General features: G+C 71.8%; 22 protein-coding genes. 12 read left to right on the top strand and 10 right to left on the bottom strand.

Translation table 11 applies throughout. From position 1 onward, the window contains the following. Window positions 1–126 precede the first annotated feature (126 nt). Window positions 127–495, top strand: a complete 369-nt coding sequence (gene paaI / locus KME79_RS02380; protein ID WP_148034405.1) for a hydroxyphenylacetyl-CoA thioesterase PaaI — start codon at window positions 127–129, stop codon at window positions 493–495. A gap of 41 nt (window positions 496–536) precedes the next feature. On the opposite strand, the gene KME79_RS02375 is transcribed toward paaI, so the two are convergent. The 4 genes from KME79_RS02375 to KME79_RS02360 form a co-directional block, all read right to left on the bottom strand. Further along, window positions 537–1,331 (bottom strand): hypothetical protein, encoded by a 795-nt coding sequence (locus KME79_RS02375; protein WP_271275911.1) that lies wholly within the window; start codon window positions 1,329–1,331, stop codon window positions 537–539. 15 nt (window positions 1,332–1,346) lie between these two features. Continuing rightward, the gene (locus tag KME79_RS02370; protein WP_219543127.1) at window positions 1,347–1,646 is read right to left on the bottom strand and encodes a DUF4193 domain-containing protein; all 300 of its coding nucleotides are present in this window, start codon (window positions 1,644–1,646) and stop codon (window positions 1,347–1,349) included. 285 nt (window positions 1,647–1,931) lie between these two features. Beyond that, window positions 1,932–3,203, bottom strand: a complete 1,272-nt coding sequence (locus KME79_RS02365) for a sensor histidine kinase (protein ID WP_219543276.1) — start codon at window positions 3,201–3,203, stop codon at window positions 1,932–1,934. Window positions 3,204–3,253: 50 nt separating this feature from the next. Then, window positions 3,254–3,907, bottom strand: coding sequence for a response regulator transcription factor (locus KME79_RS02360; protein WP_219543126.1), 654 nt, complete (start codon window positions 3,905–3,907; stop codon window positions 3,254–3,256). Between the two features lie 234 nt (window positions 3,908–4,141). On the opposite strand from KME79_RS02360, the gene KME79_RS02355 reads away from it, so the two are divergent. Further along, window positions 4,142–4,303 carry a hypothetical protein gene (locus KME79_RS02355; RefSeq protein WP_187281037.1) on the top strand — a complete coding sequence of 54 codons (162 nt, stop codon included), beginning with the start codon at window positions 4,142–4,144 and terminating at the stop codon, window positions 4,301–4,303. Between the two features lie 63 nt (window positions 4,304–4,366). Here the strand turns inward: KME79_RS02355 and KME79_RS02350 are convergent, their stop codons facing one another. Both KME79_RS02350 and KME79_RS02345 read right to left on the bottom strand, forming a co-directional pair. After that, the gene (locus KME79_RS02350; RefSeq protein WP_219543125.1) at window positions 4,367–5,182 is read right to left on the bottom strand and encodes an inositol monophosphatase family protein; all 816 of its coding nucleotides are present in this window, start codon (window positions 5,180–5,182) and stop codon (window positions 4,367–4,369) included. Continuing rightward, window positions 5,182–7,128, bottom strand: a complete 1,947-nt coding sequence (locus KME79_RS02345) for a S9 family peptidase (protein WP_219543124.1) — start codon at window positions 7,126–7,128, stop codon at window positions 5,182–5,184. Before KME79_RS02345 ends, KME79_RS02350 begins: the two co-directional genes overlap by 1 nt. An 86-nt stretch (window positions 7,129–7,214) precedes the next feature. Between KME79_RS02345 and KME79_RS02340 the strand changes: the two genes are divergently transcribed. Then, entirely contained in the window at window positions 7,215–8,180 is a 966-nt protein-coding gene (locus KME79_RS02340) for a ferrochelatase (RefSeq protein ID WP_219543123.1), read from the top strand. Here KME79_RS02340 and KME79_RS02335 read toward each other — a convergent pair. Continuing rightward, window positions 8,171–9,340, bottom strand: coding sequence for a lytic transglycosylase domain-containing protein (locus KME79_RS02335; RefSeq protein WP_308248755.1), 1,170 nt, complete (start codon window positions 9,338–9,340; stop codon window positions 8,171–8,173). The two genes, KME79_RS02340 and KME79_RS02335, sit on opposite strands and share 10 nt — an antisense overlap. A gap of 91 nt (window positions 9,341–9,431) precedes the next feature. On the opposite strand from KME79_RS02335, the gene KME79_RS02330 reads away from it, so the two are divergent. The 4 genes from KME79_RS02330 (at window position 9,432) to sepH (ending at window position 15,707) form a co-directional block, all read left to right on the top strand. After that, window positions 9,432–10,634, top strand: a complete 1,203-nt coding sequence (locus KME79_RS02330) for an MFS transporter (protein ID WP_219543122.1) — start codon at window positions 9,432–9,434, stop codon at window positions 10,632–10,634. Window positions 10,635–10,736: 102 nt separating this feature from the next. Next, entirely contained in the window at window positions 10,737–11,408 is a 672-nt protein-coding gene (locus KME79_RS02325; RefSeq protein ID WP_246639151.1) for a polysaccharide deacetylase family protein, read from the top strand. A 52-nt stretch (window positions 11,409–11,460) separates the two neighbouring features. Continuing rightward, window positions 11,461–12,753, top strand: coding sequence for a D-arabinono-1,4-lactone oxidase (locus KME79_RS02320; protein WP_219543120.1), 1,293 nt, complete (start codon window positions 11,461–11,463; stop codon window positions 12,751–12,753). 365 nt (window positions 12,754–13,118) lie between these two features. Next, window positions 13,119–15,707, top strand: coding sequence for a septation protein SepH (gene sepH / locus KME79_RS02315; protein ID WP_219543119.1), 2,589 nt, complete (start codon window positions 13,119–13,121; stop codon window positions 15,705–15,707). Between the two features lie 278 nt (window positions 15,708–15,985). Here sepH and KME79_RS02310 read toward each other — a convergent pair whose 3' ends face one another. Then, a complete protein-coding gene (locus KME79_RS02310) occupies window positions 15,986–17,521 on the bottom strand; it encodes a PH domain-containing protein (protein ID WP_308248754.1) in 1,536 nt (511 codons plus the stop codon). Window positions 17,522–17,973: 452 nt separating this feature from the next. Further along, a complete protein-coding gene (locus KME79_RS02305; protein WP_261808402.1) occupies window positions 17,974–18,495 on the bottom strand; it encodes a PH domain-containing protein in 522 nt (173 codons plus the stop codon). Between the two features lie 95 nt (window positions 18,496–18,590). Between KME79_RS02305 and KME79_RS02300 the strand changes: the two genes are divergently transcribed. The 5 genes from KME79_RS02300 to KME79_RS02280 all read left to right on the top strand — a co-directional run bounded on the left by KME79_RS02300 (window position 18,591) and on the right by KME79_RS02280 (window position 25,620). Continuing rightward, the gene (locus KME79_RS02300) at window positions 18,591–19,565 is read left to right on the top strand and encodes an ATP-binding cassette domain-containing protein (RefSeq protein WP_219543118.1); all 975 of its coding nucleotides are present in this window, start codon (window positions 18,591–18,593) and stop codon (window positions 19,563–19,565) included. Beyond that, the gene (locus KME79_RS02295) at window positions 19,562–20,362 is read left to right on the top strand and encodes an ABC transporter permease (protein ID WP_148030291.1); all 801 of its coding nucleotides are present in this window, start codon (window positions 19,562–19,564) and stop codon (window positions 20,360–20,362) included. Before KME79_RS02300 ends, KME79_RS02295 begins: the two co-directional genes overlap by 4 nt. Before the next feature lie 750 nt (window positions 20,363–21,112). Beyond that, window positions 21,113–21,655: a YbhB/YbcL family Raf kinase inhibitor-like protein gene (locus tag KME79_RS02290; RefSeq protein WP_308248753.1), complete on the top strand. Its 543-nt coding sequence runs from the start codon at window positions 21,113–21,115 to the stop codon at window positions 21,653–21,655. Between the two features lie 303 nt (window positions 21,656–21,958). Next, window positions 21,959–23,323, top strand: coding sequence for a hypothetical protein (locus KME79_RS02285; protein WP_219543117.1), 1,365 nt, complete (start codon window positions 21,959–21,961; stop codon window positions 23,321–23,323). 131 nt (window positions 23,324–23,454) lie between these two features. Continuing rightward, entirely contained in the window at window positions 23,455–25,620 is a 2,166-nt protein-coding gene (locus KME79_RS02280) for a SulP family inorganic anion transporter (RefSeq protein ID WP_308248752.1), read from the top strand. A 212-nt stretch (window positions 25,621–25,832) separates the two neighbouring features. Here KME79_RS02280 and KME79_RS02275 read toward each other — a convergent pair whose 3' ends face one another. Further along, window positions 25,833–26,507, bottom strand: a complete 675-nt coding sequence (locus tag KME79_RS02275; protein ID WP_219543115.1) for a hypothetical protein — start codon at window positions 26,505–26,507, stop codon at window positions 25,833–25,835. Window positions 26,508–26,580: the final 73 nt, after the last annotated feature.

Here is a 26,580-nt window from a genome sequence, read left to right as displayed (position 1 = left end):
CTTCCCGCCGATCCTCTTCGAAGTCGACGGGTGACGGCCCGCGTGCTTGACAGGCGCCGTCAGGCGTGAAGTGATTACCGAACAGTCGGTCGGTATCGGGAGGGTCCATTGGAGACCGCGCGTCGCATGATGGACGACGACACCGCCTCCGCCGCGCTCGGCATCGAGCTGGTCGAGCTGGATCCCGGCCGGGCCGTGTGCCGGATGAAGGTCACCGGCCAGATGATCAACGGGCACGCGCTCTGTCACGGCGGCTACGTGTTCCTGCTGGCCGACACGGCGTTCGCGTGCGCGTGCAACACCTACGGCGCCGTCACGGTCGCGGGCGGAGCCGACATCACCTTCGTCTCCCCCGTCCGTGAGGGCGACGTGCTGGTGGCCGAGGCCGCCGAGCGCACCCGCTACGGGCGCAGCGGCGTCTACGACGTCACGGTGCGCAGGGCGGACGGCAAGGTGGTGGCGGAGTTCAGGGGGCGGAGCAGGGAGCTGAGATGAGCGGGGGCGGGCGGCAGGGGGACGTGCGGAGGTTCGGCGGGCTACGGGCCTAAGCGCCCGCGCTCCTGGCCGGGCGGCAGCGTCTTGACCCGCAGGTCGTCGCGGATGGCGGCGGCGAGCTTCTTGGTGGCCATGCGGTTGAGGGTGCCGCCGGCCACGGCGCCGGTGAGGAACGGGCCGAACGTGGTCAGGTGGCGCCCGAGGACCCTCAGCAGGCGGTTGCGCAGCGCGGTCTTGGTCGCGGCGCCGAGCGCCAGCGTCACCGAGGAGGGGGCCAGCGGGTCGATCCCGCGCTGCTTGGCCCAGGCGGCGGTGAACGCGATCGCGCGCTGGGCGCCGGTGCCGTCGACGTGCACCCCGTACACCTCGTGCAGCTCGGCGAGGAGCTTGACCTCGATGGCGGCCACCACGATGGTCTCGGCGACGAGCTGGGCGGGGGCGGAGAGGAGGAGAGGAGGAGCGGCGAACTCGGCCGCCGCGACCGCGCCGCCGATGGCGCCGACCGTCATCGTGCCCTTCATGGCGGTGCGTACCAGGTCGTCGGCGAGCTCCTCGCCGGTCAGGCCCTGGTGGTGCTGGGAGAGCGTGTGCAGGTCCCTGATCGGGATGCGGGGCGCGATGTTGAGGAAGACGTCGGCCAGCCAGCGGCCGCGGCCGGCGCCGGACTTCCTGGCTCTCGCCGCGCCCACGGAAAGCGCGCGTGTGAGTCGGCCGAGCAGTTTGCGCCGCTCGGCCGGTTCGAGCTCACCCGGCTGGGTGAGCCTGCCCACGAGTTCGCCGACCTCTTGACCGGGGTCGGCGGCCTCGTCTTCTGAGTGTCGATCAGGTGATGCCACGCGTATGCCTCCTTATCAGGCGGCGCACTCCCGGCAGATCTGCTGGCCGTTCTTCTCCGAGGCCAGCTGGCTGCGGTGGTGCACCAGGAAGCAGCGCGCGCAGGTGAACTCGTCAGCCTGACGCGGGATCACGCGCAGGCTGAGCTCTTCGTTCGACAGATCCGCACCGGGCAGCTCCAGCGACTCGGCCAGGTCGGTCTCGTCGATGTCGATGCTGCCAGACGACTTGTCAGTGCGCCGCGCCTGGAGTTCCTGGAGGCTGTCTTCGCTCAGGTCGTCATCGGTCTTGCGCGGGCTGTCGTAGTCGGTAGCCATCGTGCTTACTCCATCCCCCTCATCAATATGTGTTCGCGCTCATCGCGCGTGTTCTAACGTCCGGGAAGCTCATCTTGTGCCCGTTCCGCCGGGGAGATTTCCTCTCGGTACCCCGAGGAAACGGACGACGAACCTCCCAACACGTCAGGGCCTGCTGCCGACGGCAGTGGTTAGCCAAATATGGCGAAACCCACAGCCTTGGCGTCATGCGCCACCGTGTTCGACGGCACATCCAACCACATGTGCGACGCGAACGAGACGCCCCCCGTGGGGCAACACGCCGGATCAACGTCGCGGCAGCCGGATCGTCACCACTAGTCCGCCACCCTCCCGCGGCACCGCGTTGACGTTGCCGCCGTGAGCCTGCACCACAGCACGGACGATGGACAGCCCGAGACCCGCTCCCTTGGCCGAATCCACCCGGTCGGCGTTGAGCCTCCTGAACGGTTCGAACAGGCTGTTCACCTCGTACGCCGGGACATGCTGCCCCGTGTTGGCCACCTGAACAACCAAGGCCCCGTCTACCATTCCCGTACGGATCCAGACTTTTCCGTTTTCGGGAAGGTTGTACTTGACGGCGTTCTCCAGCAGATTGCTCACCGACCGTTCCAGGAGCACCGGATCGCCGATGGTAGGGGTGCTCACCAGTTCGGTGGTGAGCGTGACGCCGTGCTCCGCGGCGAACGGCGTCACCTGGTCCACGGCCGTCTGCGCGACCTCCTTGACGTCCACCGGCTTGCGCACCGCGAGCTCGCGCTCGCTCCTGGCCAGCAGCAACAGGCCCTCGATGAGCTTCTCGTTGCGCGCGTTGACCTCCAGGAGGGTACGGCCGAGCGCCTTGAGGTCCTGGGACGCCTCCGGGTCGGACAGCGCGATCTCCAGCACCGTCCTGTTGATGGTCAGCGGCGTGCGCAGCTCGTGGGAGGCGTTGGCGACGAACCGGCGCTGGGTGTCGAAGGCCACGTTGAGCCGGGTGAGCATGTCGTCGAAGGTGTCGGCGAGCTCCTTCAGCTCGTCGTCCGGGCCTTCCAGGCCGATGCGCTGGTGGGCCAGCGTGCTCTCGGAGAGCTTGCGCGCGGTCGCGGTCATCTGGGTGACGGGCCGCAGCGCCCGGTCGGCCACGAAGTAGCCGAGGATGAGCGCGAGGATGCCGACGCCGAGCAGCACCAGGACCGACTGCCTGACGAGGGTGTCCAGCACCTCGCCGATCTGGTTCACCCGCAGCAGCTGCACCTGCTGCTGCAGGTCGGCCGCGAACTCCGGGGAGATGTAGCCGGGCACCCGGAGCTGGAACTCGAACCCGGTGTAGAGCGTCGAGCGGATGATGAAGTACATGACCACGAGCAGCATCGCGCCGGCCGTGAAGAACATCGCGCTGTAGGTGAGCGTGAGCCGCCAGCGGATGCTGACCTTCCCGGTCAGACCCTTGATGCCCGCCGCCGGGTCGTGCTTCACCGGGCCGTACTCGGGCGGCGGCGGGCCGTCCCAGGCAGGCGGCCCGCTCGGCGGGGGCGGCGGCCCCTGCCTGGCGGCCCGCGCCGAGTGCGGGCTGATCATCGGATGCGTCGGCACCGACTCACGGCCCGGCTCCCGATCCGACGGTTCTGTCACAACTTGTACCCCACGCCGGGGACGGTCTCGATCACCTGAGGCTCGCCCAGCTTCTTCCGCAGCGTCATCATGGTCACCCGCACCACGTTGGTGAACGGGTCGATGTTCTCGTCCCATGCCTTGTCGAGCAGGTCCTCCTGGCTGACCACCGCGCCCTCGGCGCGCAGCAGCTCCTCCAGGACGGCGAACTCCTTCTTGGTCAGCACGATCTCCCGGCCGTCACGCTCCACGAGCCGCTTGCCCGGGTCGAGCCGGATGCCGGAGCGCTCCAGCACGGGCGGCAGGGCCGGCGCCGACCGGCGGCCGAGCGCCCGCACCCGGGCCACCAGCTCGACGAACACGAACGGCTTGGCGAGGTAGTCGTCGGCGCCGAGGCCGAGGCCCTCCACCTTGTCGTCCACGTCGCCCGAGGCGGTCAGCATCAGGATCCGCGACGCGGTGCGCTGCCCGACCAGGCGGCGGCAGACCTCGTCGCCGTGCACGACCGGCAGGTCACGGTCGAGCACGATCACGTCGTAGTCGATGTAGGAGGTGCGTTCGAGCGCCCCGCCGCCGTCGTAGGCGACGTCCACGGCCATGGCCTCGCGCCGCAGACCGGTCGCGATAGCGTCGGCGAGAACCTTCTCATCCTCGACCACCAGTACGCGCACGCTGCCACACCTTCCTCTGGTTCTGATGACTCATTGTGCCCCTCGCTTCGATAAGCGCACGGTAAGGCATGTCCAGGGACAGGTGACGCAGCCCACAGAGAATTCCATGTTTCGGACGGCGAGAGGTCTGGGTATGCCTGCGAGACACCCATGCGCCCGTGTCCCCCTTCGGGCTCCGCACGGGCGGGTGGGCCTTCGCCCCGCACGAATCGAACCCCTGAGAGAGTAGGTGAGATGGGCGAGTTCACGACCACGATCGAAAGCCGCCTCGACCAGGCTTACAAGGGTCTTCGGGAAGCCAGGAGCGCCGGTGACGACTACCTCGCCGACACCCTCACCGCCGAGATCGAGGATCTGCGCCGCCTAGCGGACGATCACGGTATCCCGTTGCGCTGACGTGGTTTTCACGCCGACGGCCGGAGCCCCGACGGAGTGGCTCCGGCCGTCGGCGTCCTCACCTCAGGAGTCGCGTGCCGGGTCGAGCGCCGCGAGCAGGTCGTGCAGCTCCTCGAACAGCCCCGGCGGCGCGCAGAGCGCCATCTCGGCGCCGCACGGCCCGCCGTGCAGGCCGCCGACCCTGGCCCCGGCCTCGGCGGCGACCAGCCCGCCCGCCGCGTGGTCCCAGTAGTTGACGCCCCGCTCGTAGTAGGCGTCGACCCGGCCGAGCGCCACCGAGCACAGGTCGGCGGCGCACGATCCGCCGCGCCTGATGTCGCGTACCCGCGGCAGCACCCCGGTCAGCACCTCGGCCTGGACGGCCCGCCGCGCCGCGCCGTAGGCGAACCCGGTGGCGACCAGCGCCTGCCCGAGCGGCGGCGCCGGGTTGCACCGCAGCCGCTCGCCGCCGAGCCAGGCGCCCTCGTCCAGGGCGGCGGTGAACACCTCGCCGCGCGGCGCCACGTTCACCACGCCCGCCACCACCCGGCCGCGCACCTCGACCGCGATGGACACGGCCCAGTCGGGCAGCCCGTACAGGAAGTTGACCGTGCCGTCGATCGGGTCGACGACCCAGCGCACGTCGGTCTCGCCTGGCCGGTCGCCCTCCTCCTCGCCGAGGATCCGGTCGCCCGGCCTGACCGCCAGGATGCGCTCGCGGATGAGCTGCTCGGAGGCCCGGTCCAGGACGGTGACGACGTCGGTGGGGCTGGACTTGGTCTCGATGTCGGCCGAGCCGGTGGACATCGAGGGCCGCTTGGCCAGCAGCATGTCGCCGGCCTCGCGGGCGATGTCCTCGGCCAGCCGCAGGAAACCGGCGGGAGTGGTGCTGCCGGGCATCAGGCCACCGACTCCGGTCGCTTCCACTCCTCGCCCAGCACGTGGTGGGCGAGGAAGGCCAGGACGGACTCGTACCAGGCGACGACGTTGCCCGGCTTGAGTATCCAGTGGTTCTCGTCCGGGAAGTACAGGAACTTCGACTCCACTCCGCTGCGCCGCAGATCCCACCACAGGCGCAGGCCCTCGCCGATGGGCACCCGGTAGTCCTTGTCGCCGTGGATGACGAGCATCGGGGTGGTGATCTTGTCCAGGGCGAGGTGCGGCGAGAGGTCGCTGTAACGTTCCGAACCCGCGGGGCCGAACTCGCGCTGCCAGTACATGGCCGCGTCGGTGGTGCCGGCGAACTGGTCGAGGTGCCAGAGCGAGGCGTGGGTGACGATCGCCCGGTAGCGGTCGGTGTGGCCGGCGACCCAGTTGGCCATGTAGCCGCCGAACGAGCCGCCCATCGCGGCCGTGCGCCCGGCGTCGAGGTCGTCCCTGGTCAGCGCGGCGTCCACGATGGCCTCAAGGTCGGCCATGGTGCGCGGGCCCCAGTCGCCCCAGCCGCGGTCGATCATGCCCTGACCGTAGCCGGTGGACAGCGCGGGGTCCGGCATCAACACGGCGTAGCCGTGCCTGGCCATGATCCACGACTGCCAGCGCCACTGCCAGTCGTTCCAGGAGGCCACCGGGCCGCCGTGGATCCACAACAGCAGCGGCGCCGGGTCGGCGGCGGAGGCGCCTTCCGGCAGCACGAGCCAGCCGCGGATGGTGACGCCGTCGTCGGCGGTGGCGGTGACCTCGGTGAGGGTGCCGGGGGTCTCGGGGCGCGGCGCGGGCGAGGGCAGGTCGGTGATGTCGCCGCCGAGGCCGATCCTGGCGGGGCCTGGGGCCAGCGCGACCCCGCTGCGCAGCGCGTACAGGGACTCGCCGTCGGCCGAGACGTTGAGCGCGAGGTAGGAGGCGTCGTCCGCGGTGAGCCTGGTCACCTCGCCGTCCTCCAGCGTGACCCGGAAGACCGGGCGGCGGCCCTGGTGGTCGGCGGCGAGGTGCACGGCGGCGGAGTCCGGCGCCCACACGACGTCCGAGGGGAACAGGTCCGGCGCGTACGTCCGTCCCTGGCCGGTGGCCAGGTCGCCGATCCACAGCTCGATGCGGACGGACCGGTCCAGGGCGGCGTGCCGCTCGCGGACGCAGGCGATCTTGGTGCCGTCCGGCGAGACGGCGAGCGGGCCGCCGAAGTCGTGGCCCTCCTCACTGGCGAGCGTGCGCCGCTCCCCTGACTCCACGTCGATCGCGACCAGCTCGACGCGCTGCTCGGCGTGGGACAGCGGGATCCGCCAGGTGGAGATCACCGTGCGGCCGTCTGGGGTGAGCGCGAAGGCGGCGTCGCGCAGCGCCTCGCCCGGGTCGGGGGTGAGGTCGCGGACGTCCTCCAGGCCGTCGGGGCCGAGCCTGCCGGCGAACAGGCGGGTGCGGCCGGGGCCGAGGTCGTGGTCCCAGTAGCGGACCGGGTAGCTCTCGTGCAGGATCGCGCTGGTCCCGGCGTCCTTGCGAGCCTTGCGCCGCTCGGCCTCGTCCGCCTCCTCGCCGTCCAGCACGTCGGAGGCGAACACGACCGTGTCGCCCGCGGTCCTGAAGGCGCCGACGCCGCCGGGGCGGGCGGCGATCCGGCGGGCCTCGCCGCCGCCCGCGGGCAGCAGCCAGAGCGCCGCCACCTCCTCGTCGCCGTCCTTAACGGTGGGGTCGGGGCGGGGGCTGGTGAACAGCAGGTCGCCCGTGGCGGTGAACTCGGCCGCCGCCTCGCCCTTGGCCGACCGGGTCAGGCGGTACGGCTCGCCGTCCAGGGGGATCGCCCAGAGCGCGGTGCCGTACGACTTGCCGTCCGGGTTGAGCGTCTGGACCACGGAGACGAGCCGGGAGTCGTCGGGGGAGAGCTTCAGCGAGTGGACACGTGGGATGGCCACATAGTCACGGATATCGTCAAAGGGGCTCACTTGTCCGAACCTACCTCCTGACGGGACCGCCGGCACGCCGCCATAGGCTTGTTCACGTGGCACATTACGACGCGTTGCTGGTGCTGTCGTTCGGCGGTCCCGAGGGTCCCGACGACGTGATGCCCTTCCTGGAGAACGTGGTGCGCGGCCGGGGGGTCCCGCGCGAGCGGCTGCTGGAGGTCGCCGAGCACTATCAGGGCTTCGGCGGCGTCAGCCCGATCAACGGTCAGAACCGCGACCTGGTCGAGGCGCTGCGCCCGGTGGCGGGCGTGCCGGTCTACTGGGGCAACCGCAACTGGCACCCGTTCGGCGAGGAGACGGTGCGCCGGATGGCCGGCGACGGGGTGCGCAGGGCCGCGGTGTTCGCCACCTCCGCCTACGCGGGTTACTCCAGCTGCCGCCAGTACTACGAGGACATCGCCAGGATCTCCTTCGACGGCGGCCCCGAGCTGGTCAAGCTGCGCCACTACGGCGACCATCCCGGGTTCGTCGCGGCGATGGCCGACCACACCCGGCAGGCGCTCGACCGGCTCAAGGACAGGGCCGGCCACGACCACGCCCGGCTGGTCTTCACCGCCCACAGCATCCCCGTCTCCATGGCCGAGACCGCCGGGCCGTCGGGCGGCCTGTACGAGGCGCAGCTGCGCCGCACGGCCGAGCTGGTCAACCGGGCGCTGGGCCGCACCGCGCCGTGGGACCTGGTGTGGCAGTCGCGCAGCGGCCCGCCGCAGGTGCCCTGGCTGGAGCCGGACGTCTGCGACCACCTGCGCGAGCTCGACGCCGAGGCCGCGGTGCTGGTGCCGATCGGGTTCGTCTCCGACCACATGGAGGTCGTCTACGACCTCGACACCGAGGCCAGGCAGGTGGCCGAGGAGCGCGGGCTGCCGATGGAGCGGGCGTCGACGGCCGGCACCCACCCGGCGTTCGTGCGGATGGTGCGCGAGCTGATGGACGAGCCGGAGCCGGTGCCCTGCGCGCTCACCTGCTGCCCTGCGCCGAAGCGCAGGCCCGCTCAGGTATAGGAGCGGGCGTAGGCGTCGGCGATGCCGAGCACCTTGTTCACGTAGTCCCACGAGTGGTTGTAGTGCCAGACGGCCTTGCGCAGCTTCTCGCCGCCCTGGCCGGCGCCGACGGCGCACAGGTAGTTCGCCGCTCCCGGCACCGCGTCGTACGGGCTCCAGATGTCCTTCTCGCCGTCGCCGTCGCCGTCCACCCCGTAGGCCTTCCAGGTGGCGGGCATGAACTGCATCGGCCCGAGCGCGCCCGCGCTGGAGGGGCCGTTGTTGCGGCCGTGGCTGCTCTCCACCTGGCCGATGGCGGCCAGCACGGTCCATGACAGGCCGGGGCAGCGGGTGGCCGCCTGCTGGTACAGCTCCAGGTAGCTGCCCGGCCTGCCGGTGGTGACGGCGGCCCGCCGCGGCTGCTCGCGTTCCCGGTGAGCCTTGTCGAGCATGACGACCTGGGCGCCCTGGCCGAGCGCCTTGCGCACGCCCGCCTCGCTGATCTTGCCTTCCTTGCCGTGCAGCAGCACCGCCACGCCGGGGGCCAGCCCGAGCGCGCGGCCGAGCTCGGTGCCGACCAGCGCGTCGACCCCGGTCAGGCCGAGCGGCGCGGAGGCGGCCAGCCGCAGCCGGGGCCCGCCGTCCACCTGGTAGTACGCGCCGAGCTTGAGGTCGTACCTGCGCACGGCCGCCGCGTCGGCCACGAACTCCCCTCTGGCCAGCGCGCTCCACACGCCGGGATGCCCGGCGACCGCCTCGGGTGTCCAGGAGCGGAACTCGGCCTGGTCCACCGCTAGCAGGTTGAGCCCGGTGCCGGCCACCTTGACCGAGCCCGCGTCCACCACGATGGCCTTCTGCACGTGCTTGAGCGCCGACAGCGCGAAGCGGGTCTCCTTGGGCACCTCGCCCGGCGCGATGGCGAGCACGCGCGGCGGGGTGGGGGTGACGCCGGCGCCGCCCTCGCCGAACTCCTTCACCGGAGCGGCGGTCGGGGGCGTGGTGGGGACGAGCTTGTCCAGGCCCGCGGTCTGCCTCTCGGGCCGTTTCTCCGTCTCCCGCGCCGCCGGGCCGGCGGACGGATCCTCCCCCATGACCAGCACCACGCCGCCTGCCGCGATCGTGACCGCGAGCACGGCGGTGACCATGAGCAGCACCGCGCGCAAGGAGGGAAGACCGGACACCCGGGACACGTTAACCCACTCGCCAAGAAATCTGTTGCCATCCGGACAGACGATGCGCGAAGTTATGCCTGCACAGTAAGGAGACAGTGAGATGGTCGGGCCTTACCGGGGGTTGTTCACAGGGCCCGGCGTCAAGGGATTCGTGCTGGCCGGCTTCTTCGGCCGGATGCCGATGTCCATGCTCGGCATCGGCGTGGTGCTGCTGGTCCAGGGCCTCACCGGGTCGTTCGCGATGGCCGGGGCGGTGTCCGCGGTGCTGAGCATCGCCTTCGCCGTCGCCGCTCCCCTGTCCGGGCGGCTCGCCGACCGGTTCGGACAGGGCCGGGTCATCCTGCCGTTCGCCGTGGTCAACGCGCTCGCGCTGGTCGCGCTCATGCTCAGCGCCGGGCTCGGGCTGCCCGACTGGACGCTGTACGCCGCCGCGCTGGTGACCGGCGCCACGTCGCTGTCGCTGGGGTCGATGGTCCGGGCGCGCTGGTCCCACCTGCACGGCGGGTCGGCGAAGCTGCACACCGCCTTCGCCTTCGAGTCCGTCGCCGACGAGGTGATCTTCGTGACCGGGCCGGCGCTGGTGACCGTCCTGGCCACGGCCGTGAACCCGTACGCGGGTCTGACCGTGGCGCTGGTGGCGATGCTCGCCGGGTCGGTCGCGCTGGCCCTGCAGCGGCGCACCCAGCCGCCGGTGCGGCCGGTCCGCTCGGCGGGCGGCACCCCCATCCTCATCCCCGGCGTCGCTCTGCTGTCCTGCGTCTATCTGGGGCTCGGCGCGGTCTTCGGCTCGGTCGACCTGATCACGGTGGCGTACGCCGACGAGCACGGGGTCAAGGGCGCCTCCGGGTTCCTGCTGGCCGCGTTCGCGGGCGGGTCGATGGTGTCGGGGCTCTGGTTCGGCTCGCGGCGCTGGCGGATCTCGCTGCGCGGCCGGTTCGTCCGGGCGCTCGGCGTGTTCGTGGTCGGGCTGCTGCCGATCATGTTCGTCGGTGACGTGCGGGTCATGGCGGTCACGCTCTTCGTGGCCGGGCTGGCCATCTCGCCGACGCTCATCACCGGTTTCTCGCTGACCGAACGGCTGGTGCCGCCGTCGCTGCTCACCGAGGGCATGGCGTGGATCTCGACCTCGATCGGGTTCGGCGTGGCGATCGGCGCGTGGGCGGGCGGCCGGCTCACCGAGATGGTCGGGGCGTCCGGCGCGTACGGGTTCTCGGTGGCGTGCGCGGCGCTGGCCGTGGTGGTGGGGATCGGAGGTTCGGGTTTGCTGAGACTTCCCGGAGCGCCTTCACCGGTGGAGAGCTGATCCGCTACCGTCGGGACATCCCTCGCATCACCCTTCACATTGGAAACTACAGTTATGTCCCGACATTTGACTTCACTCCTGGCTATCGCGGCGGTTGCCGTGATGGCGGCCCCCGCGCCGGCGGTCGCCGACCCCAAGGCGAAGGAGGTCGACTGCACGCGGGTGAAGTGCGTGGCGCTGACCTTCGACGACGGGCCCGGCAAGTACGCGGGCAAGCTGCTGGACATCCTGAAAGAGCACGACGCCAAGGCCACGTTCTTCCTCGAAGGCCAGTACGTGAAGAGCCGCCCCGCCTACGTCAAGCGCATGGTGAAGGAGGGGCACGCGATCGGCAACCACAGCTACGCGCACCCCGACTTCACCAAGTCCACCGCGGCCACGATCCGCAGCGAGATCAAGAAGACCAACGACGCGATCAAGAAGGCGGCCGGGGTCGAACCCAAGCTGCTGCGTCCCCCGTACGGGATGTCGGACCTGCAGGTCCAGGACGTCGCGGTCGAGTTCGGCATGCCGATCATCCTGTGGACCGGCGGCTCCCGTGACTGGGAGTCGAAGAACGAAGAGAAGATCAAGAAGCAGACCCTGTCGGTCGCCAAGGGCAACAGCATCGTCCTCATGCACGACTGGGTGAAGCAGACGGTCGACGCGATGCCGTCGATCATCAAGACCCTCCAGCGCAACGGCTACCACCTGGTCACGGTCGACGACGTCATCAAGCACGAGGAACTCAAGCCGGGCGACGTCTTCCCGCTTCCCGAAGGCTGGGAACAGTGAGTATCGTTCACGTTTGACCGGAACGAAGCCCCAGCCAGGAGAACCCGCGCGCATGGCGTTCACCAACTGGGCAGGCAACCAGACCTGCTCCCCCGCCGAGGTGCGCACGCCGGCCTCCGCCGACGACGTGGCGCGGGCCGTGCGGGACGCCGCGGCGGGCGGACGGCGGGTGCGCATGGCCGGGACGGGCCACTCCTTCACCGGGGTGGCCCTCACCGACGGCATCCTGCTGCGCCCCGAAGGGCTGACCGGCGTCCGCTCCTGGGCGGACGGCCAGGTCACGGTCCTGGCCGGCACCCCGCTCAAGACGCTGAACACCCTGCTCGACGGGCGCGGCCTGGCGCTGGCCAACATGGGCGACATCACCGAGCAGACGGTCGCGGGCGCCATCCAGACGGGCACGCACGGCACCGGACGCGACAGCGGCGGCCTGGCCGACCAGGTGACCGGCCTGGAACTGGTGCTGGCCGACGGCTCGCTCGTCACCACCGCGCCCGGCGAGGACCTGTTCGACGCCGCCAGGGTCGGGCTGGGCGCGCTCGGCGTGCTGACGGCGGTGACGTTCCGGGTGGAGCCCGCGTTCCTGCTGCACCACCGGCGCAGGCGGCTGCCGCTCAGCCGCATCCTCGACTCGCTCGACGCCCTCACCGCCGAGAACGAGCACCTGGACTTCTTCTGGCTGCCGCACACCGACGCGTGCCTGGTCAAGACCAACAACCGGCATCCGGGCCCGCCCGACCCGCCGAACGCGTTCCGGCACTGGCTGGACGCCGTGTTCCTGGAGAACACCCTGTTCGGCGCCGCCTGCGCCGTCGGCGCCCGCCTCCCCGGCCTGATCCCCCGGATCAACGCCGTCAGCGCCGCAGCCCTGAGCGACTCCGAAGCCGTCGACACCTCGTACAAGATCTTCACCGCGCGGCGGGAGGTGCGCTTCCTGGAGACGGAGTACGCGATCCCGCGCGAGCGGCTCGGGCAGGCGCTGCGCGAGACGCGCGACCTGATCGACCGGATGGGCTGGCAGATCAGCTTCCCCGTCGAGGTGCGGGTGACGCCGCCGAGCGACGCCTGGCTGTCGACCGCGTACGGCAGGCCGAGCGCGTACGTGGCCTGCCACATCTACCGCGAGACCCCGAACCCGGCCTACTTCGAGGGCGTCGAGGAGATCATGACCAGGCTGGGAGGCCGCCCGCACTGGGGCAAGCTGCACACCAAGGACGCCGCGTACCTTTCGGGCGTCTACCCGCGCTTCGCCGACTTCACCGCCCTGCGCGACCGCCTCGACCCCGACCGCCTCTTCGGCAACGCGTACCTGGACCGGGTGCTCGGGCAGGTCTCCCCCAGGTAAAGAATGGGCGCGAACGCGTGTCCCGCCGTGCCTCCGCCCGGCGGGGGCGGCAACCTCGTCGATCGTGCCCCGACGTTCCGGCCTGCCCTCCCCGTACGCGACCGCGGCCCTCACCGCGCCGGCCGCCTCCCGCCCGAAGTGCGAACCGATTCGCCAGAATCCGACGAGGACGTCTAACCTCCTCCTGCGCACCGGCGGGCTCTGAGAGGATGGACTCGTCAAATGTGACTGGCGTCACAACGCCCCGCGGCTATCCCAGCAAGGCGATGTTCGGACATGCCGGGTACGGTGCTGGCAGGCAACCGGCACACGCGAGAGACTCAAGGGTCCGGGGGAAGAATGGCGACGCTGACGAAGGGACTCGCATGCAGGAGCTCCGACTCGTCGCGGTGAGTGAGGACGGCACCTATCTCGTGCTGGCTACTGCCGGGCGGGGCACGCGCTTCACTCTTCCTGTGGACGACCGGCTCCGTGCTGCCGTCCGTGGCAACTTCTCCCGTCTCGGCCAGTACGAGATCGAAGTGGAGAGTCCGTTGCGCCCCAAGGAGATCCAGGCCCGCATCCGTGCCGGGGAGACCGCGGAAGAGATCGCCGCCACGGCCGGGATCCCGGTCGAGCGGGTCCGCTGGTTCGAGGGGCCGGTGCTCCAGGAGCGCGAGTACGTCGCGCAGCAGGCGCAGCGCGTCACCGTCCGCATGCCCGGCGAGACCGCGGCAGGCCCGACCCTGGGCGAGCTGGTCGCCGAGCGGCTCACCCGGCGCGGCGTGCCCGCCGACGAGATCGACTGGGACTCCGCCAAGCGCGACGACGGCCTGTGGCGGGTCAAGCTCGGCTACGTGTGGAACGGTCACACGCGCCACGCCGAGTGGCTCTTCGACCCGCGCCGCCGCCACGTCAGCCCGCACGACGACGAGGCTCACCGCCTGTCCTCGGCCGACTTCGACCCTGATCCCGTGGTGGAGGACACCACGGTCACGCCGTTCGCGCCCCGGATGGCCAAGCTGCAGCCGGTGCCGCCGCTGACGTCCGACCCGCTGCCGTTCCCGTCCGTCATCAGGCCGGGCTCCCAGCCCGAGGAGCCTGCGGTCGGCTACGACCCGCCGGCCCGCGAGCTCCCCGTGGACCTTCCGCCGGCCGCCTTCGACCGCGACCCCGACCCGGCGCCGCCCGCCCGCGACGACACCCGCCGCGGCCCTTCCCCCTGGCTCCCGGACCTCGGCCCGTCCCGCCCCCAGCCCTTCTACGCCCCCGCCGACGACCGGGTCTCCCCCGACCGCACGACCGGTCCCGGCCACCGCCCCACCGGCCCACACCCGGACCGGAGCGTGGTGCCGGGAGCAGAGCCCGGCGTGGCCCGTCCGACCGGCTCACACTCCGACCGGAGCGTGGTGCCGGGCACAGACCACGGCACGACCCGTCCGACCGATGCACACCCGGACCGGAGCGCGGCGTCGCGGCCGGAGCGTCCGACGGCGGCTCAGCCGGCTTCGGACCGGTTCGTCCCGCAGGCGCGCACCGACGCCGCTCCGGCGGGGCCGTCCTCCTCCGGCGCGCCTGGTGGCTCCCCCTTCCGGGAGACCACGCCCGAGAGCACCGTGCCCGTGGAGTCGGCTCCGACCGCCGCGTCCTCGGAGACCGTCGGGCAACCTTCCGCTCCTGAGGCGGCTCAGGCGCCGACCAACGACTCGCCCGCTGCCCAGACTCCGGCGACACCGCCTGAGCAGACCACACAACCGGCCGAGCAGTCCACGACGCAGGCCGCCCAGACGGGATCACCGGCCGAGCAGTCCGGGACGTCACCCACGCAGCAGCCGGAATCCACACCCGCCCAGGCACCGAAACCCGCCGCTGCCGACACCGCCACCCGGCCCACCGATGCCCCGGCACCCATCACCGACGGCATCGACGACCACGCGGACGTCGCGGCAGACGCCGTGACCACCGGCCCTCCGGCAAGCGACCACCAGCCGGAAGCCTCTTCCGGCAGCGCCGACGCACCTGCTCAGCAGCAGGAAACACCGGCCACCCAGACGGCATCGACCGCCACAGAGACTCCGGCACCAGCCACCCAGACGCCGTCGTCGGTCGCTCAGACCCCGGCACCCGCCGCGCAGTCGGCGCAGTCGCCCGCAGAGGACACCACACCACCTGCGCAGACGGCACCGTCGCCCACACAAAGCACCACTCCTGGCGCGCAAGCAGCATCGTCGCCTGCGCAGGGCGCCATACCTGCCGCGCAGGCAACGCCAACCACTGAGCAGGGCACCACACCGACCGCGCAGTCGGCGCCCGCGGCTGAGCAGGGCACCACATCCGCCACACAGGCGACGCCAGCCGCTGACCAGGGCACCGCACCCGCCGCGCGGTCGGTGCCTACGGCTGAGCAGCCCGGTACGTCACCCACGCGGGAGCCGGAATCCGCGCCCGCCCAGGCGCAGACATCTGCCACACCCGCCGCCGACCCGACGGCCCAGACTGCCGAGGCCCCGGTGTCCGACGCCACCGATGCCGAGACCCATGCTGCCGCCGCCGAGCCTCCCACTGCCGCAGAGGCGCAGAGCCCGGGATCGACCGGCGACGCCTCCGGGCCCGCCACGGAGGGCCCCGTGACAGCCGGCGCTCCCGCCGCGCGAAAGGCTCCCGAAAGCGACCCCTCGCCCGTACGGGAGACCGAGGCGGCGGAGAAGAAGGCTCCCGAGGTCCAGGCCGAAACGGAGACCGGTGGCGGCCGCAAGCATCAGCCCAAGGGCGCCAAGCCGGGGGCGAAGGCGGTGCCCGCGGCCCGGCCGAGCAAGGACGACCAGGCCGAGCAGGAGCCTCCGGCCAAGGAGGAGCCTCCCGCGCCGACGCCCGCGCCCAAGCCGGCCCGCCAGTCCCGCAAGGGCTCGCGCGGACGCCGTGCCTCGGTGCCGACCTGGGACGAGATCATGTTCGGCGCCCGCCGCCAGGACTGACAGCGACGGATGCACGTGAGCGCACCCGCCTGAACTCGCAGGGCCCGCCAGGTCTGTACTGCCCCAGCCCACAGGGCCCGCGAGAGTCCGTGCGTGCCGCGACCTCAGCTCACATGGCGCGCCGGGGTCTGTACTGGCCGCGGCCTCACCTGCCCGGCCCAGGCAAGAGGCGGACGCCTGGCCGGGCGTTTCACCGTACGCGTGACCCGGCAGTCCTGACAGCTGACAAGAAGTGCCTCTGAAGGGCTGCCCGTGCCCTGTCACACCCGGGGCAAGGGTCAGCCGGTGGACGGAGGATCGGAGGGGGTGTGCGGGCCGGGTGGAGGGTTGAGGAACGGGGCCAGCCACTCGGGTGTCACCTCGGCGGGGAAATCCCTGCCCTGGGCTTCGGAGACGTCGATGGCCGAGTATCCGCCCTTGCCGGCGCCGGCCCCCACCGTCAGGGTGAGGACGCCCGCCCGCCGCTGGAACCACGTCTGGTGGAGCCGCCAGCCCACCACGGCGCGGCGTTCCACCACGGCCGTCGACCGTCTGAGCGAGCCCGAGCGGACCGCCACGCGGTCGCCGTCGTAGCCGTGACCGAGCGAGCGGTAGCGGTCGAGGCCGAGGGGGACGCCCAGGGCGGCCATGACGAGGGAGACCACGAGCAGCACCCACCACACGGTCAGCCCCGTCAGCAGGAGCAGCAGGCCAGCCAGCGCCGCCGGGACGAGCCACGGGAAGACGGCCCTGAACAGGCGGCGGTTGCGGGCGATCGGCGGGTGGGGCCGCAGCTCGGCCTGGTAGGGGCCGATGGCGTCGCCGGTGACCGCCGTGGCGTCCGCGCGAGGGACCACCGGCAGGAGCTGCCCGCGGGTCTCTGAGTCGCCGAGCCCGGTCACGATGGCCCAGGCGCGGACGACACCGGCCCAGCGTTCGGCGAGGCCGTCGACGATCTCGTAGCCGCGCACCCGCCGGGACTCCAGCGACACGCTGCGCCGGTTGATCAGCCCGCGTTCGGCCACCAGGTAGCCGTCGCGCCGCTTGAGCCGGAAGTCCCAGTTGAAGACCGCGTACATGACGCCGCCCGCGATCGGCATCGCCACGATCAGCAGCACCATGGCCGCCACCAGCAGCGAGGGGCGCTGCCACAGCCACTCTCCGACGCTCCATGCGGCGTTGCGGCCGAAGCCGAGGTCGTCGCCCCACTGGAAGGCCAGGCCGACGGCGCCACCCGCGAGCGCGAACGGGGTCAGCAGGTACGCGCCCGACAGCGGCCCGTACAACAGCCACCTGCGCGGGACGGCGAAGATGACCCGCTCCGACGGCACCCCCTCCGCGTGCCTCTCCTCCTCGGGTCTGGCGGTGGGGGTGGCCTCTGTGCGGGCGCGGCGCAGCAGGAGGGGTTTGAGCCGTTCGGCCTCTCCGACGGTGACGCCGTCGAGGGTGGCCTCGCCGTCGCCCCCGCTCGCACCGGTGTCGATCTTCAGGACGGCCAGGCCGAGGAGGCGGTGCATGGGCGGGGTGGACACGTCGACGCCGCGCACCCGTTCCAGCGGGATGGTGCGGATCGAGCGGCTGATGAGCGAGCGCTTGATCTCCACCCGGTCACCGGCGATCTCGTACGTGAACGTCGCCCATCGGATGAGGGCGAACACCACGGTCCCGACCAGGCCGAACGCCGCCCAGAGGTAGGACCTGGGCGAGAACCCGCCCACCACCAGCACACCGACCAGGGGCACCAGCAACGAGGGCAGCATCCGTACGGGATCGATCAGCAGCACCTTGGGGCTCAACCGCAGCGGCACCGAGAACGGCCCCGGCGGTCCTCCCACATACGACCCGCCAGCAGACGCGTACGGCCCACCAGGAGACCCACCACCCCCGTACGGCCCACCAGGAGACGCATACGGCCCCTCAGGGGATCCACCCCCGTAAGGCGCCCCACCCGCACCGGACCCGGCCTCCCCATGCGGACCTACCTCAGAGAGGCTGCCCTCACGAGGTACGGCGTCCTCGCGAGGCGGGGTGTCATCGCGAGGTGGAATGCCCTCCCGAGGCGCGGCGTCCTCCCCAGGCGCGACGCCCTCGCGGGGTGGGGTGTCCTCGTGGAGCGCGGCGTCCTCGCGGGGTGGGGTGTCCTCGTGGAGCGCGGCGTCCTCGCGGGGTCGAGGGTCCTTGTGGGGCGTCTGCTCTGTGGGGTCGGTGCTCGGGGCCGGGGTGTCTTCGCCGGGAGTCCTCTCGGGCGGTGGGTCGGCGGGCGGCTGCGGGTGGCCGGTGGGGCCGGTCATGTCGCGTCGTCCCTGAGCTGCTCGGCGCGGTGCGCCAGCGCCTCCGCGAGCTCCGCCGCGACCCGGAAGTCCAGCCCCTTGATCGTCGACGACCCGGCGTGGGAGGCGGTGCGGATCTCCAGCGTCGCCAGCCCCAGCATCCGTTCCATCCATCCCTGCCCCTTGTCCACGGTCTGGATGCGGCTCACCGGCACGAACACCCATTCCCTGGACAGGAACCCCTGCCGGGCGTAGACGACGTCACCGGATAGCTCCCACCGGTGCACCGCGTACCGCACGAACGGCTCGGCCAGCAGGAACGGCGTGGTCAGGACCGCGACCGTGACCGGCAGCAGCCACGGCCGCGCGGCGAACCACTGCGGCACCCACGGCCAGCCGCTGCCGCCGACCCAGCCGGCGACCAGCACCGACCCGCCGACCAGCAGCACGAACCCGATCAGCGCCTCCAGCAGCCAGAGCCCGCGGGCCCGGGGCGAGACGCGGTTGGCGGGGTCGCGCAAAGGACCTGATGACGTCACAAGGCCAGCTTAGGGCTCGTGGCATATCGCTGATCTGTCACCGGTGTCCGGATCCGGATCCGAAGAATGTCGGTGGGCTCAGGCAGAGTGTCCCCATGACGGGGAACCACTACGCGATCGAGGCCGAGGGCCTGGTCAAACGTTACGGGGAGACCAGGGCGCTCGACGGCGTCGACCTGGCCGTGCCGCCCGGCAGGCTGCTGGGCGTGCTGGGCCCCAACGGCGCGGGCAAGACCACCGCCGTGCGCGTCCTGGCGACGCTGCTGACGCCCGACGCCGGCCGGGCGTCGGTGCTCGGGTTCGACGTGACGGGTCAGGCCCACCAGGTGCGCTCGCTGATCGGGCTGACGGGCCAGTACGCGGCGGTCGACGAGATGCTGACCGGCGTCGAGAACCTCGTGATGATCGGCCGGCTGCTGGGCCTGTCCAGGCGTGAGGCGCGGGGGCGGGCCACGGCCCTGCTGGAGCGGTTCGACCTGTCCGACGCGGGCGGGCGGGCCGCGAAGACCTACTCGGGAGGCATGCGTCGCCGGCTCGACCTGGCGGCGAGCCTGGTGGGCAGCCCTCAGGTGCTGTTCCTGGACGAGCCGACGACCGGCCTCGACCCGCGTAGCCGCACCGAGCTGTGGGGCGTCGTGCGGGGGCTCATGGCCGACGGCGTGACCGTCCTGCTGACCACCCAGTATCTGGAGGAGGCCGACCAGCTCGCCGACGACATCGTGGTGTTCGACCACGGCAAGGTGATCGCCTCGGGCACGTCCGACGAGCTCAAGGCCACCACGGGCGCGCAGGTGCTGGAGGTGCGGCCGATGGCCGGACACCAGGTGCCGGTGGTGTCGGAGGTGGTCGAGGAGATCGTCGGCGAGGTTCCGGAGGTGTCGGGCGGGCGGCTGACCGTGGCCGTGCGCGACCCCGCCGTGGTGCCGGCCGTGGTCCGCCGCCTCGACGACCTGGGGATCGTCGCCTCGGAGCTGACGCTGCGCAAGTCCAGCCTCGACGAGGTGTTCCTGGCGCTGACCGGGCACCGCGCGGAGGAGCCGGTCAAGGACGACGAGGAGGCCTACGCGTGACCGCGACCACGTTGCCGGCGCCGCCCAGGCGGGTGAGCCCCGGCGCCACCGTGAGCCAGACCCTGACGCTGGCCTGGCGCAGCCTGGTGCAGATCAAGCACAACCCGTGGGAGCTGCTCGATCTCAGCATCCAGCCGATCATGTTCCTGTTGCTGTTCACGTACGTGTTCGGCGGCGCGATCTCCGGATCGACCGGTGACTACCTGCAGTTCGCGCTGCCCGGGCTGCTGGTGCAGAACGCCCTGTTCTACACGCTGTCCACGGCCATCGGCCTCAACACCGACATCGCCAAGGGCGTCTTCGACCGGCTGCGCAGCCTGCCGATCGCGCGGTCGGCGCCGCTCGCGGGGCGGATCATCGCCGACACGTTCAAGCAGGTGTGGGCGTTCGCGTTGCTCATCGGCTTCGGCATGGTGCTGGGGTTCCGGGTGACGACCGGGGTGACCGGTCTGCTGGGGGCGCTGGCGCTGCTCGTGGTGGTGGCGCTGGCCATGTCGTGGATGTCGGTGCTGATCGGGCTGACGGCGTCCAATCCGGAGAAGGTGCAGATGTTCTCCTTCTCGGTGATGATGCCGCTGACGTTCACCAGCAGCGCGCTGGTCAACCCCGACACGTTCCCCTCCTGGCTGGCGGCGTGGGCGGGGGTCAACCCGGTGACCCATCTCTCCGACGCGATCCGCGGCCTGCTGATCGGCGGCGAGGTGGCCCGGCCGGCGCTGATCTCTTTGCTGTGGGCGGCCGGGTTCATGGTGGTGTTCGCGCCGCTGGCGATCAGGGTGTTCCGGCGTCGGGCGTGAATGATCTCATTCACGCCCGACGATCTGAGGCTGACCATCTTGTTCGCCGGCGGCGGGCGGGCGTTGGCATGAGCCCTTCACCCAACCGACGGAGCCGGTCATTCGGATCCGCAGATTCACTGCCGTTCGGGCCTCCGCTCGGGAGGCATTCTGAAGAATGGGCGAGCTTCCGAGCCACCCTCTCGGACGCCCGGCGTCCCACCGGAAACCATCCTCAAGGCGGGTAGCTCCCAAGCGCCCCCGGAGGCGACGCGGCGCGCGTCCGTCACGCCGGTCGGCCCGTGGTTGGATCGAGCAGTATCGAATCAGCCGGCCGGATCGCGTACGGATCGGTCAGTGGTTGTCGTCGTTGATCGGCGAAGGCTTCGGGGGCGGTTTTTTCGGAGGGTGGTTCGCGGGCGCGGAGGCGGTGCCCGCGGCGTTTTTCGCGCCGCGGACAGCGTCCGGTCGTCCCAGAAACGGGCGATCAGCCGGTCCGGCGGCGCGGGGTGGCCCGCGTCGAGAAGCGGCAGGCCAGACACGGCGCGGAGGCGGTGGTAGGTGATCTTGGCAGGCGGGACGTCTCGCCCCCGCTTCCCCTGATCGAGGACGGCGGAGCTCGCGACCGCGCCCGCCGTCACCCCTCTGCCGCTCCGGCCGGTGGCGGATTTGCCGGGCTTTACCGGCCACCGACCCTTCCGAAACGGTCGGCGCATGCCCGAGACGCGCGTAGCATCGTGCGGCATGGGGCTGTGTAACAGGACGAGGCGAGTGCGACGTGCCGCCGTCATGGTGACGGCGGTGGCGTCCGTGCTCACCGCGTCCGGTTGCGGCACCATCATCGGCACGTCCGAGGCGCAGGAGATCGCGCGGATCAACGTCTCGAGCCCCGATCTGCGCGAGGGCAGGCCGCTGCCGCGGCAGTTCTCGTGCCAGGGCAGCCAGGGCAGCCCGCCGCTGCGCTGGTCGAGCCGGCCTCTTGAGGAGGCCGAGACCGTCGCGATCGTCGTCGACTCCAACTCCGCCGAGTCGTCAGGTGTCTACTGGGTGCTCTACAACATCCCGGCCACCACGACCGAGCTGGGGCCCAACGCCGCCGAGAGCCCGCCGGAGGGGTCCGGTCAGGCCAAGGTCACCAGCGGCAAAGCGGGCTACGAGCCCCCTTGCGTGGGCAAGGGCACCTACCGTTTCAGCGTCTACACGTTGAGCGGGAAGGTCGACGTGGAGGAGGGCGCGTCCCTTTCCACGATCCTGAAGAGGATCGCGGATCGCACCATCGCCCGTGGCCGGCTCACGGCGGTGAACATCGAGTGAGACGGACGACACGGAGCGTAGTTCTGGTTACCAATTCTTCACTTAGGGTGTGACAACGCTCGTCGTGGTCCGACAGAATCAGATCCAATTGTTAGGTGCTGGTGATCAAAGGGGGCAGGTCGCGTCGATGGCCGCGCGATCTCACCGGTGCCGAAGGCAGGCCATGGCTTTGAGGGTGGTGCAATGACCGCGGTCGTAGTGAGCTTGGTCGCTGTTGTGCTCCTCGTGCTTGTCGTCGTGGCACTGGGCATGCGTTCGATGAATCGCAGGGAGAGCTCGCTTCCTCCTGAACGTCTGAAGGAGATGGCCGAGAAGGAGGAGCGGACGGTCACCCGCTCCACTGATCAGTTCGCGGCCGCCGAGCCGAAGATGACCAAGTTCAGCCCCGACTTCAGCCCCATCGACGAACCGAAGCCCAAGCCGGTCCGCACCGGCCAGCGGGGCAAGCGGGGCGTCGACGAATGGGGCAACCCTCGCTCGGACGACGACGACGAGGAGTTCTGGGCCAACATCCGCAGCGACGCCGAGGAGGGCGGGTTCGGCGCCGGCGGCACGGTCGCGGCCCGCAAGGCGGCGTCCAGGCCGGCCGAGCGCGAGAGTGAGCCGGCTGCCAGGGACCGTTCCACCGAGACCCAGCGCCCCGCCCAGCGTCCCGCTCCCCGTCGCACCAGGCCCACGCCGGTCGACGCCGCCGCCGTCGACCCCAACGCGGCCACCGTCCAGGCTCCGCTGCCCCAGCGGCCGGCGAAGGCCCCGAGCCCCGCCGCCGCCGGTCTGGCCGACCTGGTGGAGCCGGTGCAGCGTCCCGCGCCGTCCGCCTCCGACCTGGCCGACCAGCGCACGGTCACGTTCTCGGCGCAGACATCGGACGTGATGAGCATCCTCGGCGCGGGCGCCCAGCCGGTGCCGTCGCCGCGCCCCGACGCCCGGCAGACCGGCGGCTCCCGCGCGGCCCAGGGCCGCGGCCAGAGCCGCGCTCAGAGCCGCGCCCAGAGCGCCCCCCAGCAGTCCACCGGCGGATACGCCGCCGCGCCCGGCGCGGGCAGCGGCGCCTTCCCCGCGGTCGACCCCGCCTCCAGCGGCTCCTTCCCGGCCGTGCCCGCCTCGCCGATCAACGCCGCGCCGACCAGCGACCCGTTCCCCGCCTACAACGGGGGCGCCCCCGCCGCCGGTCCGGGCGGCTCCTGGCCGGCGCAGCCCGCCGCCACCGCGTCCGGAGGCTGGCCCGCCACCCCGTCGCCCGACATCCTCGACGACCCGGCGCCCGGCGCCACGAGCGGCTCCTGGCCCGCTTTCCAGGAGCCGCAGCAGCCGTACCGCTCCTCCTACGAGGTGCGCGCGGGCTGGGCGGTGGCCGACGACTCCGACGCCCTGTCCGGGCCCTCCCCCGCGAGCGCCGCCCCGGCCGCGCCCGCCAGGCCCGTCCCGGCCTACGACGACGTGCTCGCCGCGCCGACGTCCACGCCGATGCCCGCCCCGTCGCCGCAGTCGTTCGCGTACGAGACCGGCGACTTCGCCAACCCGGCCACCTCCCAGGCGGCTTGGCCCGCACCTCCGGCGAACGCCGGTTACGGCGCGGACACGTACGGCGCGGCCGAGACCGGTCGCGACGGCGGCGGTCACCGGCGCACCACGCCCGAGCAGGAGTTCCCCGACTACTACCGCTGATCGGCGTCGCGGGAGCGAGACAGGAATCCGTAAAACCCCTAGCGGGCCACTCAAATGAGGGTCGGCCCCGCTAGGGTTTGCGCATGGTCCGCCTTACGCAGAGTAGCCTGCTGAGCACACTCCGCCATGATGTGCCCGCTTCGATCGTGGTCTTCCTCGTCGCGGTGCCCCTCTCGCTGGGCGTCGCGATGGCCTCGGGCGCCCCGCTCGCCTCGGGGCTGATCGCCGCTGTGGTGGGCGGCGTGGTCGCGGGCGCGCTGGGCGGCTCCGCCGTCCAGGTGAGCGGCCCAGCGGCCGGCCTGTCGCTGGTGGTGGCCGACCTGGTGCAGACCTACGGCTGGCGGGCCACCTGCATGATCACCTTGCTGGCGGGGGCGGTGCAGCTCCTGCTGGGGGTGTTCCGGGCGGCCAGGGCGGCGCTGGCGGTCTCCCCCGCGGTCGTGCACGGCATGCTGGCCGGGGTGGGCGTGGTGATCGCGCTGTCGCAGTTGCACGTGGTGCTCGGCGGCAGCCCGCAGCGTTCGGCGCTGGCCAACATCATCGAGCTGCCCGGCCAGCTCGTCGAGCCGCACGGCCACAAGATCGCGGTCGGGATGCTGACGATCGGGGTGCTCGCGCTCTGGATGCGGCTGCCCAAGCAGGTCAAGGTGGTGCCCGCGCCGCTGGCGGCGCTGCTCGTCGCGGCGGTCACGGCCTGGGCGTTCGGCTGGGACGTCACCCGCATCGACCTGTCCGGCGCGTTCACCGAGTGGGCGTTCCCGGTGCTGCCGCAGGGCGACTGGCACATGGTCGTGGCGGCGGTGCTGCTGGTGGCGCTGCTGGCCGGGGTGGAGTCGCTGCTGTGCTCGGTGGCGGTCGACAGCATGCACACCGGGCCGCGCGCCGACCTCGACCAGGAGCTGACGGGGCAGGGCGTGGCCAACATGGTGTCCGGGGCGCTGGGCGGGCTGCCGCTGGCGGGCGTGATCGTGCGGAGCACCACGAACGCGCGGGCGGGCGCCCGCAGCCGGGTCTCGACGATCCTGCACGGGGTGTGGGTGCTGGTGTTCGCGATCGGGTTCGGGTGGTCGATCCAGCTGATCCCGATCGAGGCGCTGGCGGCGCTGCTGGTGTTCATCGGCGTGCAGATGGTCAACCTGGGCCACATCCGCAAGGTCCACGGCCATGGCGAGGTGCCGGTCTACATCGTGACCATGGCGGCGGTGATCCTGCTCGGGCTGGCCGAGGGCGTGCTGTTCGGGCTGGCGCTGGCGGCGCTGCTGGCGCTGCGCAGGCTGACGGGGGTGACGGTGCGGACGCGGCAGCTGCCCGACGGCCGCTACCACGCGACGATCTCCGGCTCGCTCACGTTCCTCGGCGTGCCGAGGCTGACGCAGGAGCTGCGCGCCATCCCCGCCGGGGCTCCGGTGGACCTGGACCTCAACATCGACTTCATGGACAACGCCGCCTTCGAGGCGATCCACGCGTGGCGGCTGGACCACGAACGGCTCGGCGGCACGGTCGACATCGACGAGCTGCACGACGAGTGGTATGCGATGGCGGCCAGCGGGGTGCGCATGTATCCGGCGAAGACCCTGTCGAGCGGCCCAGACCGGTCGTGGCTGCCGTGGGCGCACCGCCGCTCCCGCGCCTCACAGCGGGTGGAGCCGCCGCACGGCACGCCCGGCCAGGCCGACTGCCGGCTCACCGAGGGCGCGCGGGAGTTCCACCGGCGTACGGCTCCGCTGGTGCGGCCCATCTTCACCGAGCTGGCGCGCAAGCAGCAGCCGACACACCTGTTCATCACGTGCGCGGACTCGCGGATCGTGCCGAGCCTGATCACCGCGAGCGGCCCGGGAGACCTGTTCACCGTGCGCAACATCGGCAACCTGGTGCCGCGCCGCGGGACCGAGCCGCACGACGACTCGATGGGGGCGGCGATCGAGTACGCGACGCAGGTGCTGGGCGTGCACACGATCACGGTGTGCGGCCACTCGGGCTGCGGGGCGATGGCCGGGCTGCTGAGCGGCGGGGTGAAGGCGGGCAGCCTGCCGTCGATGCGGCGCTGGCTGCGTCACGGCAACCACAGCCTGGCGAGGTTCATCGAGACCGCGGGCGACCGGCTCGACGCCGACGCGCTCGACCTGCTCTGCAAGGTCAACGTGCAGCAGCAGCTGGACAACCTGCGCACCTACCGGAAGGTCGACGACCAGGTCCGCGCGGGCCGGCTGAAGCTGGTGGGGCTCTACTTCGACATCGGCTCGGCGCGGGTGCACATGCTGCCGCCGGTGTCGTCCTCGCTCTCCGTGAAGGCGTGAGCCTGTGATGCCCGTTCCGCGTATTCCTGCACAGACTCGACCGGCCGCCCGTGGTTAGCGTGCGGGGTACGCGAGGTGGCGCTTCGCGGAGGTCCTGACTCCCAGGGGCCGGGAGGGCGGAGGCGCCCGCCGCCGAGCCGCGTCCCCTGACGAGGGCCGCCGGCGGCGGCGGGACCACCGCCTCCGCCCTTCACCGCGTAAGCCCCCGGGTCTCAGGCGTCGGCCCGCACGGCCGCCGGATAGTACGCGGCCCACGCCACGTCCCCCATGCGGAGGATCTTCAGCCCCGTCCAGCCGAGACCGATGACGGGCAGGGTCCAGAAGACCGCTGTCAGCGGTCCGTACGGCACCGGGAAGGACAGCACGTACCCGCCGGCGACCAGCGCGGGAACCCACCAACCGACGAACCCGGCCCGCCACACCGCCGCGGTCAGCAGGGGCAGCCCGAGGGTCCCGAAGAGCAACCATGGCAGCTGGAAGCCCCAGATGACGCCGGGCAGGCCGAGCATCTCCTCCATGATCCGCTGTGACTCCTCCGGCGGGTACCGCTGTCCCAGCCACCACTCGACGGGGTCGCTCATCAGCAGGGCCGAGGCCGAGATGTAGCCGACGACCGTGAAGGCACCGGTCACGTGGCCGAAGGCGGTGGCCTTGCGCCGGGTGAGATGGACGAGCCCGAGGGCGGCCAAGGCCATGAGGATCCAGCTCCAGTGGTAGAGCACCGACTGGAGCTGGGCCAGCGCCGGGTTGTCGCCGAAGCTGACGGCTTCCCTGTCGTCGCCCCAGGTGCCGGGGTCGACGACGACGGCGACGGCCTGGAGCAGCGGGGCCAGGATGAGCAGGATGCCCGCCGCGGTGCGGCGGAAAGTCACGGGGTTGCCTAACATTCCGCCCAAGTTAGGGCGGGGACGCGCCGGTGGTCGTCCTCCTGACGGCTGACCGGCGGTCGCCTTCCCGGCG

It is taken from the genome of Nonomuraea harbinensis (assembly GCF_019396385.1).
Classification (GTDB): domain Bacteria; phylum Actinomycetota; class Actinomycetes; order Streptosporangiales; family Streptosporangiaceae; genus Nonomuraea; species Nonomuraea ferruginea.
This window is presented reverse-complemented; position numbering and strand designations above follow the sequence as displayed.